18 protein-coding genes are annotated in these 16,879 nt (G+C 72.5%); 8 read left to right on the top strand and 10 right to left on the bottom strand.

Features of this window, described 5'->3' with window-relative positions; genetic code table 11:
* Positions 1 to 2 precede the first annotated feature (2 nt).
* Positions 3 to 1,157, bottom strand: a complete 1,155-nt coding sequence (locus tag ACWAT2_RS04365) for an SH3 domain-containing protein (protein ID WP_402373254.1) — start codon at positions 1,155 to 1,157, stop codon at positions 3 to 5.
* Between the two features lie 178 nt (positions 1,158 to 1,335).
* Between ACWAT2_RS04365 and ACWAT2_RS04360 the strand changes: the two genes are divergently transcribed.
* Positions 1,336 to 1,506 (top strand): hypothetical protein, encoded by a 171-nt coding sequence (locus ACWAT2_RS04360; protein ID WP_402373251.1) that lies wholly within the window; start codon positions 1,336 to 1,338, stop codon positions 1,504 to 1,506.
* A gap of 9 nt (positions 1,507 to 1,515) precedes the next feature.
* The gene (locus ACWAT2_RS04355) at positions 1,516 to 3,123 is read left to right on the top strand and encodes a Na+/H+ antiporter NhaC family protein (protein WP_402373248.1); all 1,608 of its coding nucleotides are present in this window, start codon (positions 1,516 to 1,518) and stop codon (positions 3,121 to 3,123) included.
* On the opposite strand, the gene ACWAT2_RS04350 is transcribed toward ACWAT2_RS04355, so the two are convergent.
* Positions 3,106 to 3,579 (bottom strand): nitroreductase family deazaflavin-dependent oxidoreductase, encoded by a 474-nt coding sequence (locus ACWAT2_RS04350; RefSeq protein WP_402373245.1) that lies wholly within the window; start codon positions 3,577 to 3,579, stop codon positions 3,106 to 3,108. The two genes, ACWAT2_RS04355 and ACWAT2_RS04350, sit on opposite strands and share 18 nt — an antisense overlap.
* A 67-nt stretch (positions 3,580 to 3,646) precedes the next feature.
* Here ACWAT2_RS04350 and ACWAT2_RS04345 point away from each other — a divergent pair, with 67 nt between their 5' ends.
* Entirely contained in the window at positions 3,647 to 4,195 is a 549-nt protein-coding gene (locus tag ACWAT2_RS04345; protein ID WP_402373242.1) for a PadR family transcriptional regulator, read from the top strand.
* Between the two features lie 57 nt (positions 4,196 to 4,252).
* Positions 4,253 to 5,935: a phosphoglucomutase (alpha-D-glucose-1,6-bisphosphate-dependent) gene (gene pgm, locus ACWAT2_RS04340; RefSeq protein WP_402373239.1), complete on the top strand. Its 1,683-nt coding sequence runs from the start codon at positions 4,253 to 4,255 to the stop codon at positions 5,933 to 5,935.
* A gap of 19 nt (positions 5,936 to 5,954) precedes the next feature.
* Here pgm and ACWAT2_RS04335 read toward each other — a convergent pair whose 3' ends face one another.
* Positions 5,955 to 6,251, bottom strand: coding sequence for a GNAT family N-acetyltransferase (locus ACWAT2_RS04335; RefSeq protein ID WP_402373237.1), 297 nt, complete (start codon positions 6,249 to 6,251; stop codon positions 5,955 to 5,957).
* Positions 6,252 to 6,333: 82 nt separating this feature from the next.
* On the opposite strand from ACWAT2_RS04335, the gene ACWAT2_RS04330 reads away from it, so the two are divergent.
* Positions 6,334 to 7,047, top strand: a complete 714-nt coding sequence (locus ACWAT2_RS04330; protein ID WP_402373235.1) for a hypothetical protein — start codon at positions 6,334 to 6,336, stop codon at positions 7,045 to 7,047.
* 16 nt (positions 7,048 to 7,063) lie between these two features.
* Here ACWAT2_RS04330 and ACWAT2_RS04325 read toward each other — a convergent pair whose 3' ends face one another.
* A complete protein-coding gene (locus tag ACWAT2_RS04325; protein WP_402373232.1) occupies positions 7,064 to 8,197 on the bottom strand; it encodes a VIT1/CCC1 transporter family protein in 1,134 nt (377 codons plus the stop codon).
* A gap of 201 nt (positions 8,198 to 8,398) precedes the next feature.
* Here ACWAT2_RS04325 and ACWAT2_RS04320 point away from each other — a divergent pair, with 201 nt between their 5' ends.
* Positions 8,399 to 9,028: a ribonuclease H family protein gene (locus tag ACWAT2_RS04320; protein ID WP_402373229.1), complete on the top strand. Its 630-nt coding sequence runs from the start codon at positions 8,399 to 8,401 to the stop codon at positions 9,026 to 9,028.
* Positions 9,029 to 9,086: 58 nt separating this feature from the next.
* On the opposite strand, the gene ACWAT2_RS04315 is transcribed toward ACWAT2_RS04320, so the two are convergent.
* Both ACWAT2_RS04315 and ACWAT2_RS04310 read right to left on the bottom strand, forming a co-directional pair.
* Positions 9,087 to 10,547, bottom strand: coding sequence for a flotillin family protein (locus tag ACWAT2_RS04315; protein WP_402373226.1), 1,461 nt, complete (start codon positions 10,545 to 10,547; stop codon positions 9,087 to 9,089).
* 45 nt (positions 10,548 to 10,592) lie between these two features.
* A complete protein-coding gene (locus ACWAT2_RS04310; RefSeq protein ID WP_402373223.1) occupies positions 10,593 to 11,063 on the bottom strand; it encodes an NfeD family protein in 471 nt (156 codons plus the stop codon).
* 116 nt (positions 11,064 to 11,179) lie between these two features.
* Between ACWAT2_RS04310 and ACWAT2_RS04305 the strand changes: the two genes are divergently transcribed.
* Both ACWAT2_RS04305 and ACWAT2_RS04300 read left to right on the top strand, forming a co-directional pair.
* Positions 11,180 to 11,827 carry a histidine phosphatase family protein gene (locus tag ACWAT2_RS04305; RefSeq protein WP_402373221.1) on the top strand — a complete coding sequence of 216 codons (648 nt, stop codon included), beginning with the start codon at positions 11,180 to 11,182 and terminating at the stop codon, positions 11,825 to 11,827.
* A 4-nt stretch (positions 11,828 to 11,831) separates the two neighbouring features.
* On the top strand, positions 11,832 to 12,362 hold the full coding sequence (locus ACWAT2_RS04300) for a PH domain-containing protein (protein ID WP_402373218.1): 531 nt from the start codon (positions 11,832 to 11,834) through the stop codon (positions 12,360 to 12,362).
* Between the two features lie 24 nt (positions 12,363 to 12,386).
* On the opposite strand, the gene idi is transcribed toward ACWAT2_RS04300, so the two are convergent.
* The 4 genes from idi to ACWAT2_RS04280 all read right to left on the bottom strand — a co-directional run bounded on the left by idi (position 12,387) and on the right by ACWAT2_RS04280 (position 16,849).
* Entirely contained in the window at positions 12,387 to 12,932 is a 546-nt protein-coding gene (idi, locus tag ACWAT2_RS04295; protein ID WP_402373215.1) for an isopentenyl-diphosphate Delta-isomerase, read from the bottom strand.
* Positions 12,933 to 12,950: 18 nt separating this feature from the next.
* Complete coding sequence (locus ACWAT2_RS04290) at positions 12,951 to 14,660, bottom strand: HNH endonuclease signature motif containing protein (RefSeq protein ID WP_402373212.1); 1,710 nt, start codon at positions 14,658 to 14,660, stop codon at positions 12,951 to 12,953.
* Positions 14,661 to 14,738: 78 nt separating this feature from the next.
* The gene (locus tag ACWAT2_RS04285) at positions 14,739 to 15,419 is read right to left on the bottom strand and encodes an MOSC domain-containing protein (protein WP_402373209.1); all 681 of its coding nucleotides are present in this window, start codon (positions 15,417 to 15,419) and stop codon (positions 14,739 to 14,741) included.
* On the bottom strand, positions 15,416 to 16,849 hold the full coding sequence (locus ACWAT2_RS04280) for an amino acid permease (RefSeq protein WP_402373206.1): 1,434 nt from the start codon (positions 16,847 to 16,849) through the stop codon (positions 15,416 to 15,418). Before ACWAT2_RS04280 ends, ACWAT2_RS04285 begins: the two co-directional genes overlap by 4 nt.
* Between the last annotated feature and the right edge of the window lie 30 nt (positions 16,850 to 16,879).

Genomic DNA, 16,879 nt, shown 5'->3' with positions numbered 1-16,879 from the left:
CGCTACGGCTTGTCCGAGGTCAGGTACCGCGAGGCGACGTATCCTCGCTTCTTCCCGTGCTTGACCTTGATCCAGCCGTTCTGCATCTTGCCGAGGTGCCGGACCCGCTGGTCGCGGCGCAACGTCTTGACCTTGGACGTCGAGGTGGAGGCGCCCTTGCGCAGGTGGAGCTTCTTGACATCCACCCAGGAGTGCGTCTTCCCCGACGCCTTCGGCACCACCCGGGCGCCGTCCCGGGTGTCCGAGAGGTACCGCGCGTGCAACCACCCGTTCTTGCTGCCGTAGCGGACGCGCTGCCAGTTGCCCTTGATGCCTCGCAGCATCGTGACCCGAGCGTCCGCGGGAACGGTGCGCCGGACCTTCGACGACGTCGACGGCTTGGCGCGCATGTTCAGGGAGGTGAGCGTGTAGCGCGTGCCCTGCGAGGTGTAGCCGGGCGAGACGTAGTCGCGGTGGATCCAGCCGGTCCGTCCGGAACGCGTGACCTTGCGCCAGACGCCGGACCCGTCGCCCGGCTTGGCCTTGAGGACCACGTTGGGCTGCAGGGTGCGCAGCACTCCGTAGCCGGTCCCCGGGCCCTTGCGCAGCTTGACCTTCGCCGCCGTGAAGTACTTGCACGACGTCGCCACGGTGCGCGCGTAGTTGCGCGTCGAGCGCTGGGTGAGGTCGATCCCCCGCTTCTTCAGGAACTTCAGGGGGTCGACGGCCTTGCCGTTGGGGTAGCCGCCGCGCCAGATCTCCAGGTGCAGGTGGGGTGACGTCGACGTCCCGGTGGAGCCGACATCGGCGATGTGCTGCCTCTTGCGGACCTTCTGGCCCTTCTTGACGCGACCGTCGCCGTCGATCACGTGGGCGTACAGCGAGGAGAACTTCACACCGCCCACCTTGTGGTCGATCACGACCCACTGGCCGAAGCCCCTGACCGTCCCGGCCCGCGACACGGTGCCGGCGGCGACGGCGCGCACGTCGGTGCCCGACGACGCCCCGAAGTCCTGACCGAGGTGGAACGTGGAGGAGCCCCGTACGGGCATGCAGCGCGGCCCGTGGTAGGAGGACAGGACGTAGGTCTTGTTCTTCAGCGGGGCGGCGACGGCGTTCGCGGCCTGCGCGGGGGCTGCGGCGACCGCTCCGGTGAGCGCGAGTCCCACGGTGGTCACCGCGGCGAGCAACAGTGTGACAGCCCTGCGTCGGGTCTGATTCATGGCCAGTCTCCAAGCCGGTCGTGGCGCGAACTGTTGCTCGCGCGCATCATCATATGGCGGCTCCCTCCGCTGCGCACCGGCAGTGCACGCGACGTGCGCTACGCCTACGGTGGCAACGACGAAAGGAGATGTCATGACCACCTATGCACCGGAGCGCGACCCACGCGTCCCGCCGAGCGCCTTCGCCCTCGAGCTGGTCAGGCGCGACTCGACGGTGACCGACCCCCGGTTCGCCGACAAGCCTCCCGTCGAGGACCCCGGCGAGACCAGCGAGGCGGGAGAACGTCGGTTCGACGCCGGCTGACACCCGCGCATGCTCGAGAACCACCCGGTCCTGACGCTGCTCCCGCCGGTGATCGCCATCGTCCTGGTGGTGATCACCAAGAAGGTCCTCGTGAGCCTGGGTGCAGGGATCCTGGCGGCGGCGCTCCTCGTGGCGAACCTGGCCCCGCTCGAGACCCTGCGCCTGCTCTGGGACTCGTTCGCGGCGATCTTCTGGACCGACGGCGCCGTGAACACGTGGTACGTCTACATCCTCGCGTTCACGCTGATGCTGGGCGTCATCGCGGCGTTCATCATGATGTCGGGCGGCACCAAGGCGTTCGCCGACTGGGCCGTGGAGCGGATCCGGGACCGCCGCGGTGCGCAGGTCCTGCCCGCCGTGATGGGGATCGTCATCTTCATCGACGACTACTTCAACGCACTCGCCGTCGGGCAGGTCTCGAGGCCGGTCACGGACCGCCACCGCGTCTCGCGCGCGAAGCTCGCCTACATCATCGACTCGACGTCCGCACCGGTCGCCGTCCTCGCCCCGTTCTCGAGCTGGGGCGCCTACATCATGGGGCTGCTCGCGCCGATCATCGCGGCGTCCGCCCTGAGCCTGTCCAGCGTCCAGGCGTTCCTCGGCGCCGCGGCCGCCAACTACTACGGGATCGCCGCCGTCCTCCTCGTGTGGCTGACGATCGTCCTGCACCTCGACGTCGGCCCGATGCGCCGGGAGGAGGAGCGCGCCGTGGTCGACGGCCGCACCTTCGCCGACGACGCCACGGTGCCCGGCCAGCTCTCGGAAGACCTCCCCGTGCACGAGCCCGGTGCCCGCCGGGCTCTCGTCGTCCCGTTCATCCTGCTGGTGCTCGGCGTCTTCGCCAGCATCGTGTGGACGGGGTACACGGCGGCCGGCTCCTGGTCCGTCGTCGACATCCTCGCCGAGACGGACACCAGCGCGTCACTCATGGTGGGCGGGGTGCTCGGGCTCGTCGCGGCCGTCTACTACTACCTGCGGTACACCGCGCCGAACCCGCGGTTCTCCGGCAAGCACTTCGGCCGCGGGTGGGTCGAGGGCTTCCGGGCGATGTGGCCGGCGGTGAGCATCCTCGTGCTGGCGTGGATGCTCACGGGGCTCATCGACCAGCTCGGCACCGGCGCCTACCTCGGCGGGCTGGTCGAGGGCGCCGACATCTCCAGCTCCTGGCTCGTACCGGTGATCTTCGTGCTCGCCGCCGCCATGGCGTTCTCCACCGGGACGTCGTGGGGGTCGTTCGCGCTCCTGCTGCCGCTGGTCGGCGGCATCATGAACACCATCGGCGACACCGACCTGCTCCTGCCGGCCCTCGGTGCCGTCCTCGCCGGCGCGGTCCTCGGCGACCACTCGTCGCCGATCTCGGACACCACGATCCTGTCCTCCACCGGCGCCGGGTCCGACGTCATCACGCACGTGCTCACCCAGCTCCCCTACGCCGCGGTGGCGGCCCTGGCCGCGCTCGCCGGGTACGTGGCGATCGCACTCGGGGCGGGCACCGCCGTCGGGCTGCTCGTCGTGGTGGGCACCCTGGCGGTGCTGGTCGGTGCGGCCCGTGCCCTGCGGCGGCCGATCGACGAGACGGAGGACGCCGGACGCGCCGCCTCAGTCGAGCAGCCGTAGCTCGACCACCGGCACGAGGCGCTCCCAATGCTCCTCGCCCTTCGCCGCGGCCAGCGGCTGGGCCCACTCGGTCAGGACCGGACCCAGCGCCGTCCACGCGCGGGGGTGGTCGCGCGCGTAGGCGTCGAGGGTGCGGGCGGCCTCGTCCGGGGACAGCACGTGTGCCAGGGCGCGGACCTCGCGGCGCGCCCCGACCGACACCAGCACGCGCGGCTCCACCAGCACGTTGCGGTACCACTGCGCCCGGGGCCCCATCCCGGAGACGACGACGATCCGGTCCGGCGCGGGACGGTCCGTCACCTCCAGGACCACCGACCGGGCCTCGCCACTGACCCGACCCCGGTGCTGCATCAGCAGCATCCGATCACCCAGGAGGAAGCCGAGCCGGGCGCGGTACAGCCCGATCGGCGCGCGGACCAAGGGGCGGACGCGCAGCAGACGGGAGGCGAGGCTCATCGTCCGACTTTACCTGCCGCCCGCTCTCCGGTCGGTCCTCCGCGCCGGAACTCCTAGAGTGGCGCGCATGGCCCACGTGATCCTCGGACTCCTGCTGATCGCGCCCCAGAGCCTCTACGACCTCGTGAAGAGCTTCGAGGCCGGCGTCTCGCTCTTCTACAGCGCCAGCTCCGGGAGCATCAAGCGCGCCCTCGACGTCCTGCTGGACCGTGGCGCGATCGAGGTGGCCAGCGTCGACGCGGGTGCCCGGGGCCGCAAGGTCTACCGCGTGACCGAGACCGGGCGCCGGGAGTTCGACGCCTGGATGACCGGCGAGCTCACCGGCCCGGACATCGAGACGGCCGCCCTCTCGCGGCTCTTCTTCCTCGGGCTGCTGCCCTCGCAGGACCGTGTGCCCGTGCTGGAGGGCATCGTGCGGAGGCTCGAGGCGGAGCTCGCGCAGTTCCGCGGGCTCGACGCACAGCTCGACGGCGTCGAGATCCCCGCCGGGCTCGAGGACGTCGCCACCCACCAGCGCGCGACGCTCGGCTACGGCATCGCCTCCGTGCACCACGCGCTGGGCTGGTTCCGGGAGCACCTCGACCGCGAGCGGGCGCGCGGCCAGGCAGAACGCTGATCCGCCGGGCTGGCCGAGGGGGGAGACACACCTCGTCACGGCTGGCAGTATCGAGGCATGCACGAGCGCGCAGGGCAGACCGCCCAGGATCAGGACCTCATCGACGTCGACCAGGTGGTCGGCGCGTACTACGACCGCAAGCCCGACGTGGAAGACCCTGCCCAGCAGGTCGTCTTCGGCACCTCGGGCCACCGCGGCTCCAGCCTGGACGGCGCCTTCAACGAGGCGCACATCGCCGCCGTCACGCAGGCGATCGTGGAGTACCGGGCGGCCCAGGGCACGGACGGCCCGCTGTTCCTCGGCCGCGACACCCACGCCCTGTCGCGGCCCGCCTGGCAGACCGCGCTCGAGGTGCTCGCCGGCGCGGGCGTGACCGTCATGATCGACGCCCGCGACTCGTACACCCCGACGCCCGCGGTCTCGCAGTCGATCCTCATCCACAACGGGGCGGCGTCGGACGAAGGGCTGCGCACCGCGGGCCCGGGCGCCGCGGACGGGATCGTCGTCACGCCGTCGCACAACCCGCCGCGGGACGGCGGGTTCAAGTACAACCCGCCCCACGGCGGGCCCGCGGACTCCGACGCGACGAGCTGGATCGCCGACCGCGCGAACGAGCTGCTCCGGGCCGGCGGTCTCGCGCGCATCCACCGCGTCTCGCTGGACACGGCGCTGGCCGCCGCCACGACGCACAAGCACGACTACCTCTCGACGTACGTCGACGACCTCGCGAACATGCTCGACCTGGACGCGATCCGCGAGTCGGGCGTGCGCATCGGCGCCGACCCGCTCGGCGGGGCGTCCGTGGAGTACTGGGGCGCGATCGGCGAGCGCTACGGGCTCGACCTCACGGTCGTGAACCCGCAGGTCGACCCCCGCTGGGCCTTCATGACCCTGGACTGGGACGGCAAGATCCGCATGGACTGCTCCTCCCCGCACGCCATGGCGTCGCTCGTCGCCACCATGGCGCCCGACGGCGGGGCTGCGGCCCCGTACGACATCGCGACGGGCAACGACGCGGACGCCGACCGCCACGGCATCGTCACCCCGGACGCCGGCCTGATGAACCCTAACCACTACCTGGCCGTGGCCATCCAGTACCTGTTCGGCGGCGCGCGGCCCGACTGGCCGGCCGGTGCCGCCATCGGCAAGACGCTCGTCTCCTCGGCGCTGATCGACCGGGTGGCCGCGGGCCTGGGCCGCGAGCTCACGGAGGTGCCCGTCGGCTTCAAGTGGTTCGTTCCCGGGCTGCTGACCGGCGACATCGGGTTCGGTGGCGAGGAGTCGGCCGGCGCCTCGTTCCTGCGCCGCGACGGTCGCGTGTGGTCGACCGACAAGGACGGCCTGCTGCTCGCGCTGCTGGGCGCGGAGATCATCGCCACGACCGGGCGGTCCCCGTCGCAGCACCACGCCGAGCTGGTGGCCGAGCACGGCGAGTCCTGGTACGCCCGCGTCGACGCTCCGGCGTCGCGCGAGGAGAAGGGCCGCCTGGCGGCGCTCTCCCCGGACCAGGTCACCTCGACGACGCTCGCGGGCTCCGAGATCACCGCGAAGCTCACCGAGGCGCCCGGCAACGGCGCGAAGATCGGCGGGCTGAAGGTGACGACGGCGGACGCCTGGTTCGCGGCGCGCCCCTCGGGCACGGAGGACGTCTACAAGATCTACGCCGAGTCGTTCGTCTCCGCCGACCATCTGGCCGAGGTGCAGGCCGCGGCGAAGCAGGTCGTGGGCGAGGCGCTCTGACGGCGGGCCCGGGCCGCCGTCAGGCCAGCAGGTCCTGGTATTCAGGGTGCCGGTCGACGTACGCCTTGACGAACGGGCACCGGGGGACGATCTTCTCGCCGAGCGAGCGGACGTCGTCCAGGGCGCCGCGGGCCAGCGCCGAGCCGACGCCCTGGCCCTCGAGCTCCGGGGAGACCTCCGTGTGGGTGAACGTGACGACGCCGTCGCGACGCCGGAAGTAGGCACCGCCGGCCTCCGTGCCGTCGTCGAGCAGCGCGAGGTAGACGTTCCGGGCGGGGTCGGTGCGGACGGTCACGTGCGGGCGCGAGTCGTTCATCGTCCCATCGTGATGCACCGGTAACCTCCGAGCGACCTCTGACAGCCACCTGGGGACGGGCTGGGCACCTACGATGCAGAGCGTGAACGCCAACCTCCGACCGGGTCTGCTCCGCGCGGTCGGTCTCGCCGCCGTCCTGACGCTCTGCGCCTGCTCCGCCGAGCCCGAACCTGCCGACGCCGAGGACGGTCCGGGCAGCGCACCGCAGCACAGCGCCGCAGCCGAGCCCGCCGACGACGCCGGCCCAGACAGTGGGGCGGACGGCAGCGGGTCCGGCGGGACCAACACGGACGGACGGGCGCTGCCCTCGATCGACGACCTGCCGTCGTGCGGCGAGCTGCACGCGGCCCTCGGCCCCGCGGTGGCCGACCTGGTGGCCCACCCGGACGACCCGGACCCGGACCCGACGGCGGACGCGGTGCGGTACACCAAGCAGTGCACGTACTTCCCGCCCGCGATCGTCGACGGGTCGGCGGACTTCGAGCAGCTCATGACCGACGGCGGGTACAGCGTCAGCATCGAGGTCGCGCGGGAGGACGACGAGGCCGAGATGCGCGAGTTCGACCTCGTCGCGGACGAGCCGCGGCTCGCGGAGCACGACGGCTACATCGCCACGCTCGGCAACGAGTGGGTCGGCGGCGAGCAGATCGATCCGTTCGGCTACCACTTCGGCCGGTTCAACGTGATGCACGTCGCGACGTCGCTGTACCTGCAGGACCCGGACAACACTGCACAGCTCACCAACGACTGGGCCCTCGAGGCCTCGATCCGGCTGTACGAGGAGTTCTCGGGCTGAGCAGCCGGGCGGCGCGTCAGGCCACCGTGGTGCCGAAGGCCAGGCCCAGCGCGTAGGTGACCGCCGCCGCACCGAAACCGATGGCGAGCTGACGCAGCGCCCTCGTCACCGGGGAGGTGCCGGAGAGCAGGCCGGTCACCGCGCCGGTCACGACGAGGCACACACCGACCAGCACGGACGCCATGACGACGGCGCCGAGCCCCGACATCCCGAACAGGTACGGCAGCACCGGGACGATCGCCCCGGAGGAGAAGAACCAGAAGCTCGAGATCGCGGCGCCCCAGGCGGTGCCGTGCGTCTCGTGCGTGTCGGGGTGCCCCTCTGTGCTGTCCGACGGTTCCGGGGCGCGCGTGCCGCCGTCGTCGCCGAGGCTCTCCACCGCTCCCGTCGCGGCGAGGCGGGCGAGCACGGCGTCCGCACGGATCTGTGCCGCGTCGGCGTCCAGGCCGCGCGCCCGGTAGACGAGGGCGAGCTCGTTCGCGTCGACGTCGAGGTGCGGCAACGCGTTGACGGCCTCGGGGTCGGGCGTCGACGCCTCGAGCAGCTCTCGTTGCGAGCGCACGGAGATGTACTCCCCCGCGCCCATCGACAGCGCGCCGGCGAGCAGGCCCGCGACCCCGGTGACGAGGATGGTCCCCGTGGCGACGCCGGACGCGCCGATGCCGAGCACGAGCGCGAGGTTGGACACGAGACCGTCGTTCGCGCCGAAGACGGCGGCGCGGAACGTCCCGGACAGGCGGTTGCGGCCGCGCGTGGCGAGGCTGCGCACGACCTCCTCGTGGATCTGCTCGTCGGCAGCCATCTGTGCGGTGGCGTACTCCTCGCGCCCGTACGTCGAGCGCGCCTCGGCACGCTGAGCGAGCGCCAGGACGAAGACACCGCCGAACCGCCGTGCGAGGAAGGCGAGGAACCGGGTGCGCGGATCTCCCTGCAGCGGCATGCCGACGTCGTCGCCGAGCAGGTCGAGCCAGTGCTGCTCGTGCCGCCGCTCGGCCGCTGCCAGCGCGAGCAGGATCTCGCGCTCCTCACCACGACGGCGGGCAGCCAGGTCGCGGTACACGGCCGCCTCGGCGCGCTCGGCGGCCAGGTACCGGCGCCAACGCCGGACGTCGGCCGAGGTGCGTGCGGCAGCGGGTGTGGCGTCGTCCATGGGTCACCATGATCCCTTCCGACGGCGGCCCGTGGGTTCCGGTACGCCGTCGAGCGGTTTCCGGCGGCTCGGACCGCGGGTTTCGGTGATCCGTACGCGAGAGGTTCACCCGGATGTCACCGGGGCAGGGCACAATGTTCCCTGTCGCCCCACGAGGCGGCATACTCCGTGGGAAACCGAGGAACACCGAGGGACAACGGCGTGATCATTGTCAGCACCGACGGCTCCAGCCTGAGCGACACGGGCGGGGCGATCGGCTGGGCGTGGGTCGCACACGGCTCAGGCCGCTTCGACTCCGGCGGCGCCTTCGACGGCACCCCGCAGGTCGCGGACCTCACCGCGCTGTGCCGCGCCGTCGAGGCCCACCCGGGTGAGGAGCCGCTCTTCGTGGAGTCCGCGTCGCAGTACGCGATCCGCTGCGCCTCGGAGTGGCTCGAGGGGTGGAAGGCCCACGGCTGGCGGACGGCGTCCGGCGGCCCGGTGCAGCACCTCGAGCTCGTCCAGACTCTCGACCGGGCGATCACCGACCGCTCCGGCCCGGTCCGGTTCCGGTGGGTCCGTGGCCACGTCGACAGCCCGTTCACGGAACGCGCCCAGGAGCTCGCACGACTTGCCGCCGAGGACTGGGCTGCCGGGCGCGGCGCCGTCGACGGCCTGCTGCTGGACGCCGCCGACGCCGGCGTGGGGCGGGGCGAACCGTCGGGACGCACCGCCGCCGAGCAGTCGGCGCGCGACCCCGAGCCCGTCGGTGCGCGGTGCGGCGACGGCGACCGGTCCCGGACCTCGGCCACCTCCGGCCCGGGCTGGGAGCTGGACACGCTCTTCGACTGACAGACGCAGGAGGCCCGCACGATCCGGTGGGATCGTGCGGGCCTCCTGCGTGCGCGCGTCAGTTCGACGAACCGTTGGTGGCGACGGCCTGCGCCCCGCCGTCCTTGTTCGCGATGCCGGCGATGAGCTGGTTGATGTCCACGCCGGTCAGCTCCTTGACGACGGCCTGGCCCTCGCCGAGGACGCTGCTGACGTTCTTGGTGACCGCCGACGCACCGTCGGTGGAGATCACCGTCATGCCCTGGATGCTGGCGATCGGCTCGGCCGCGGCGCGGACGATCTCCGGCAGGCGCTCGATGAGCTCCTGGACCAGCGCGGCCTCGCCGTACTTCTCCAGCGCGATCGCCTTGGCGTCCGTGGCGGCAGCCTCGGCGCGACCCTCGGCCTCGATGGCGGCCGCGCGGGCCTCACCCTCGGCCCGGATACCGGCGGCCTGTGCCACCTGGCGGTCACGGTCGGCCTCACCGGCACGACGGACCGACTCGGCGGCGGCCTCGGCGTCCTGGATCGCTGCGGTCTTGTTCGCCTCGGCGATCGTCGTCCGCTTGAAGGCCTCGGCCTCGGTGGCCGCGTTCTCCGAGTCACGCCGCGCGTTGGCTTCCTGGACCTCGGCGTAGGCCTTGGCCTCGGACGGCTTGCGGACCTCGATGTCGAGGCGCTCCTGCTCCACGCGCGCCTTCTCCGACAGCGCCTCCCGCTCCTGCTGGGCGACGAGACGGTCCTGCTCCGCCCGGGCGAGCTGGCCGGAGGCGTCGGCCTCGGCCTGTGCGCGGTCGGTCTCGGCCTTGATGGAGGCCTTCTTGAGGTCGAGCGCCTTCTGACGCTCGGCGATCTGCTCGGCAGCCTCGATGACGGCGAACTCCGACGCCCGCTGCGCCTCCGCCTCGGAGACCTCGGCGACCTGGCGGGCGCGTGCCGACTCGGCGCGGCCCAGGTTGGCCAGGTAGTCCGAGCCGGGCGTCGAGATGTCGGAGATGTTGAGGATGTCGACCTGCAGGCCCTGCTCGGCGAGGTCCTTCTTGGTGGACTCGACGACGCGGTCGGACAGGCCCTTGCGGTCGGAGATGATCTCCTCGATCGACATGTCGCCGACGATCGAGCGCAGCGAACCCTCGAGGGACTCCGCGATGATCTCGGTGAGGAGCTCCTGCTGGGACAGGAAGCGCTGCGCCGCACGGCGCACGCCCTCCTCGTCACCCCGCACCTTGAAGTTGATCGACGCCTTGATGGCGATCTTGATGCGGTTCGCGTCGACGCCCTCGACCGTCATGCCGATCTGACGCTGCTCGAGGGAGATCGCGAAGCCCTGCTGCAGGATCGGCCAGACGAAGGTCCGACCGCCGATGACGACCTTCTGCCCGCTGACCTCCTTGCGCCCGGCGCCGCGGCCGACGATGACGAGGGCCTGGTTCGGCGGCACCCGGCGGATGCGCTGGGCGACGAAGATCCCCACCGCGAGGAACGCGATGACGATGGCGACCACCGCGATGGTGGTCACGAAGCTGGACGAGTCGGTCATGATGCGCGCCGGAGCGCGGCTCCTTCCGGGAGGGTGGTGCGGTGACTACGCCCCGGGCCGGTACGGCCCGACGCGCACGCTGTTGGGCTGGTGCTCGAGCACCACGACGCGCGTGCCCTCCGCGATCGGCTCCAGCGACCACGCGAGGCGCCGCTCGAGCTCGCTGACCGCGTCGAGGGAGACCTCGCCGGACGCCTGGCCGATGTCCGTGACGGCAGTGCCCTGCACCCCGACGAGCGAGACGTTCGCGTTGTCCTCGGTGGCGCTGAGTCGGCGGATCATGAGCTGGGCGACGACGGCGGCGAGCAGACCGACGACGGCCGACGCCGCGTAGGCGGTCCAGACAGGCAGCCCGTTGACGGTCACGATCGACCCCACGGCGCCGAAGACCACCGCCCCGACACCGAGCGACGTGCCGGACAGCGCACCGTCGCCCATGTCCACCAGCTCCCCGATGACGAGCGAGAGCAGCAGCAGCACGAGTCCAGCGGCACCGATGAGGACGAAGACGAGCACGCAGAGCTCCGAGCGTCGAGGTTCGAGGATGTGTCGAGCGTGTGAAGAATGCCAGATCCGGACCTCTCGGCGCGACTTCCTCCACCATCCGGCCGGATGTGGGCGACGATCGGAGCATGGACCTGCCACCCTCCTCCGCTCCTCGCCTCGTCCTCCTCCGCCACGGCGAGACGACCTGGTCGGCCGCCGGGAAGCACACCGGCCGGACCGACCTGCCGCTGACGACCGCCGGCGAGCGCGAGGCCCGGGACGCCGGACGCCGTCTGGCCGGGCTCTCCCCCGCCGTCGTCTACTGCTCGCCGCTCCAGCGCGCCCACCGCACCGCCGAGCTCGCGGGCTTCCCCGAGGCCGTCGTCGACCCGGACCTCGCCGAGTGGGACTACGGCCCCGCGGAAGGCCGCACGTCCGCCGAGATCACCGAGAGCATCGGCCGGGAGTTCGAGATCTTTCGCGAGGGCGTGGACGTCGTGCCGCCCGACCCGGCCGGCAGCGTGCCCGACGGCGGCACACGGCACGGCGAGAGCCTCGCCGACGTCCGGGCGCGCACCGACCGGTTCCTCGACCGGGCCCGCCCCACGCTCGACGACGGCGGCACCGTGCTCGTCGTCGCGCACGGCCACCTGCTGCGCGTCCTCGCCACGGCCTGGCTGGACGTCGACCCGACGTTCGGGGCGCGCCTCGAGCTCGGAACCGCCGCGATCTGCGCGCTCGGCACCTCGCACGGTCTGGAGTCGATAGAGGCGTGGAACCTGGTGGCAGGATGACGCCATGGCCCTGAACGAGAAGAACCTCATCGACGGTGAGCACGTCGTCATGGAGCTGCGGGAGCACACGAAGGCCCTGGTGTGGCCGGTCGTGGTGCTGATCGCCGCGCTGGTCGGTGCGGTCGCCGTCGTCACGCTGGTCCCCGACGGTCCCGGGCGGTGGGTCGGTCTCGGTGTGCTCGCGCTCGTCGCGGTGGTGTGGGTCTTCCTGCCGTGGCTGAAGTGGCGCACCACCTCGTTCTCCGTGACGAACCAGCGCATCGCCATGCGCTCCGGGCTGCTGACCCGCGTGGGCCGCGACATCCCGCTCCACCGCATCAACGACGTCTCGATGGAGAAAGGGCTCGTCGACCGCCTGTTCGGCTGCGGCACCCTCGTGGTCGCCGACGCCACCGAGAAGCGGGGCATGGTGCTGCACGACGTCCCCGACGTCGAGGACGTGCACCGCCAGCTGCAGGAGCTGCTGCTCCAGGCCGACGACGGGTCCGACGACGGCGAGTGGCCTCCGCGGGAGCCGCGCCGCCGGGTGCGCTGAGGCTCAGCCGCGCCGCGCGGAAGCTCAGCCGAGCCGCGCCGCCGGGATCTCGGCGAGCTGGCGCACCATCCACGGGCTGAACGCCCACGGGGTCGCCTCGACCGCGGCCAGCACCTGACCGACGGGCGCCCACACGTGCTCCGACACCTCGTCCGGGTTGGGCTCCACGTCCCCGACCACGCGCGCGACGTAGACCGGGCAGATCTCGTTCTCCACGATCCCCGAGGCGTCCACAGCGCGGTAGCGGAACCCCGGGACGACCACCTCGATGTTCGACACCTCGGCACCCAGCTCGTGCTCGGCATGCCGGACCAACGACTGCTCGGCACTCTCCGTCCACCGCAGGTGGCCGCAGAACGAGTTGGTCCAGACGCCCGGCCAGGTCTTCTTGGCCAGGGCGCGCCGGGTGACCAGCAGACGTCCTTCGTCGTCCAGCAGGTAGCAGGAGAACGCGAGGTGCAGCGGCGTGTCGGTCGTGTGGACCTCGGCACGGGCGACCGTACCGATGCGGTTCCCGACGTCGTCGCAGGTCACGACATGGTCGGCCGCGACGGGCGTGTGCGTCTCCATCGGTCCATCCTGGCACGCTCAGAAGGGCGGCGGGGCATCGTCGACCCGAGGACGCGGCCGGACGCCCGCAGGATCCGCGCGGTACGGCGCGCTCGCGTACCGGTGCTGCGTCGGCGAGGTCCAGACGCTCGTCCCGGTGGCCGGGTCGCGTACCACCGCCCAGCCACCGGTCGTCTTGGCCCGGTGGTGCGTGCGGCACAGGGCGTGCAGGTTGTCGCCGTGGGTCTGCGGCCCGCCGCGCCCCGCGTCGAAGGGCACGATGTGGTCGAGGTCGCCACGCGACGCCGGCACGCCGCAGCCGGGGAACGCGCACGTGGCGTCGCGGGCCACCACGGCGGCACGCAGCGCCCGGCTCGGTCGGTACGAGCGCGACGAACGGTCCGTCAGCACCCCGGAGACCGGATCGGTGAGGATGCGCTGCCAGACCGCCTCCGGGTCGGTCGCGATCGTCCGAGCCATCGGTGCGGGGATCGGCCCGTAGCCCGCCAGGATCGCCGGGAGGTCGTCGGTGCCGAGCAACGTCGACGCCGCGATGGTCACCTGCACGGGCGACGAGCGGCCGCACGGCGCCTGGAACTGCGATGCGTGGAACTGCGACGCGTACGGCTGCGACACCTGGGAGCCGGGTGCGTCGACGCAGGGCAGCTCTGCGCCGGGCATCGGGGACGCGGGCGTGTCGACGGCCGGTTCGACTGCTCCGGTGAGGAGTGCGACCAGCGCGTCGGCCCGGCACTCGTCGAGGCGCCTGGCCTCCCCCGGGGTGCGGTGCAGCTCCCCGCCCAGGCCGTCGATCGCCGCACGGGCACGCGCCGCGTCGGCGGCGGGAAGGTAGGCGGTCAGATAGGCCATGGCATCGTCGACCGGCTCGAACACGACCGACCGTGACCGCCGCGCCTCGCGGTGACGCTCGATCGTGCCGTCCGGGTCGGCGGTGATCTCTGCCCGGCGCAGCCGGTCGCGGATCTGCCGCACGGTGAGGTGCTCGAGGTCGTGGCGCAGCTCGCGGACCACCTGCCGTCGTCGGGCGTCGTCGAGCCGCCCCGTCGCGACGAGCACCTCTGCCTTGCGCCGGTCGGCCACACCGGCCGCCATCGCGTCGGCGACCTCCGGGATCGACCGGACGCCCTGGGCGACCGCGACGTGCTGCGCGGCGGCGTGCCGGCTCAGGCCGAGCCGAGCCGAGACCTCGTCGGCCACGAACTCGTGCCGGGACGACCCGCGCGTGCGCTGCAGCAGCTCACCGAGCGCCGCGGCCGACCCCGCCTGCGCCCAGGCGGCCAACCGCTCCCAGGCGGCCAGCAGCTCGACCAGGGAGGTGTCGTCGAGGTCGGCGGGCTCGGTGCTCGCCAGCATCGTCGCGAGTGACGGCCCCGGACCGCCCGGCATCTCGTCGAGCCATGCGTCTGGCCCCGACAGCCCGCCGCCGTCGGGCCGGGCGCCGCCGCCGTCGGAGCGACCGTCGCGGCCGGGAGCGGGGCACAGCTCGAACACCGTGTAGGGATGCGCTGCGCCGACCTCGACCGCGAGAAGGTCGGCAAGCTCTCGCTCGAGCCCCGTGCCGCCGTCCTCGCCGTCGTCCATGAGTGCGGCGGAGTCGGTGCTCGCTCGCGGCTCTCGGTGGTTGGGTCCCGGTGCGGCCGGGGCACCGACCGCACCGGGACCGGGGGTTCGTGCACGACGAGTCCCGACAGCGTGCCGCGCCGGGTGGGAAGCGTCGTCTTCGAACATGCGTTCGACACTAGCGAACAGCGAGGGTCGCTGCAAGAGGGAATCCGCAGACCGGCGAGCCACTGACCACGTGGAACGTCACACTGCGCGTGTCAGCGCCTTGCTGACGCGGCGGTCCATCTCGTCGCTCAGGCGCACCTCGCCGTCGTCGGCGGACCTCCGTAGGGCCGCCGCCAGCTCGGCAGCCGCGCCGAACGCCGGAGCACCCGCGTTCCACGTGCCGAACCAGTCCGCCACGGACACCCCGTGCGAGGGCCGGAACACGATCTCGACGGCGTCGCCCGCCCCGAGCTCACCCCGCTCGACGACCCGCAGGTAGGACCCCGTGCGGTTCGCCTCGGCGAACCGGCGCACCCAGCGCGGCGGCGACCCGAGCCGTCGCGCGAAGGTGGCGCACGGGGTGCGCGGCTGCGTCACCTCGAGCAGCACCGTCCCGATGCGCCACTGCTCCCCGACGAGCGCTCCGGACACGTCGAGACCTCGGGTCCGCAGGTTCTCCCCGAACAGACCCGGAGGGATCTCCCGTCCGAGCTCGGGCTCCCAGAACGCGACGTCCTCGGCGGCATAGGCGTAGACCGCCTGCTCCAGGCCGCCGTGGTTCTCACGGTCCGCCTGGACGTCGGCGTAGAGCCCGTAGCGCCCGGCCCGCACCCTGCCCTCGACGGGCCGCTTGTCGATCGCGGTGATGCCGACCGTCCCGGCGTCGGGCAGCAGCTGGTGGACACGGCAGACGGCAAGGAGCTCACCCATGGCGCTCATGCTCCCACCTCCGACGACCGGGCCTCGCGCCGTGCGAAGGCTCGGCGCACCAGGTACGCCCCGAGGATGACGGCGACCAGCACCGCCGTGGCGACGAGCTGTGCCCGCGCGGCGTCGTCGGTCAGCATCAGCGCGGCGAGCCCCACGAGGGCCGCGAGGGTGGCCCAGGTGAGCCAGGGGAAGGCCCACACCCGCAGGCGCATCGGCTCCCCGGAACGCGCCGCCTCGGCCTCCAGGCGGGGCCGCAGCCGGAGCTGCGACACGGTGATGAGCAACCAGACGACGAACAACGCGGAGCCGACGGCGTTGAGCAGCACCGACAGCAGCGCCTCCGGCAGCAGCCAGTTCAGGAGCACCGCCACGACGCCGAAGAACACGGACACCAGCACCGCCACCCACGGCACGTCCCGGCGGGAGATCTTCGTGGCCGCCGCCGGGGCGTCACGCCGCTCCCCGAGGGAGAACAACATGCGCGACGTGCCGTACACCTGCGCGTTGAACGCGCTCAGCAGCGCCAGCACGACCACGACCTCCATGAGCCGCGCCGCGCCGTCGAACCCGGCCAGCTCGAGGACGCCCACGAACGGCGAGGTGAGCGCGTCGGCGTCGTCCCACGGCAGGAGCGCCACGATGATCGCGACGGAACCGAGGTAGAACGCCAGGATGCGCCACAGGATGGTGCGGGTGGCGCGGGCGACGGCGTCACGCGGGTCGCGCGCCTCGGCGGCGGCGATCGCCACGATCTCGATGCCGCCGAACGCGAACGCGACGGCGAGCAGGCCGGCCGCGATGCCGCCGACGCCGGCCGGGGCGAACCCGCCGTGCTCGGCCCACTGCCCGAGCACGCTGCCCGTGACAGGGATGACGCCCACCACGACGAGCACGCCGACAGCGAGGAACGCCACGATGGCGGCCACCTTGATCAGGGCGAACCAGAACTCGGCCTCGCCGAACTGCCGCACCCCGATCAGGTTGATGCCGCCCAGGACCGCCACGACGACGCCCGCGACCACCCACTGCGGCACGCCCGGCCACCAGCCGGAGACGATCTCCGCCACCCCGGTGACCTCGACGCCGAGCACCATGATCAGCATGAACCAGTACAGCCAGCCCAGCAGGAACCCGGCCCACCGGCCCAGCGCGACCTCCGCGTACACGGAGAACGAGCCCGAGGCGGGCAGCGCGGACGCCATCTCGGCCAGCATCCGCATGACGGCCACGACGATCGCCCCGGCGATGGCGTAGCTGATCAGCACCGCCGGGCCGGCGGTCGCGATCGCCTCGCCCGAGCCGAGGAACAGCCCGGCGCCGATGGCGGAACCGAGGCCCATCATCGTCAGGTGCCGGGGCCGCAGCCCGTGCGCGAGCGGTTCGGCCGGCGCGCTCAGGGCCTCGCCGCCGGGGCGGGTCGGGTCAGGTCCGTTCGTCACGCGGACACGCTAGTCCTTGCACGGCGCACC

The organism is Isoptericola sp. GX10416 (genome assembly GCF_056590155.1).
The sequence above is the reverse complement of the archived record's forward strand: the minus strand, read 5'-3'. Positions and strand labels throughout refer to the sequence as shown.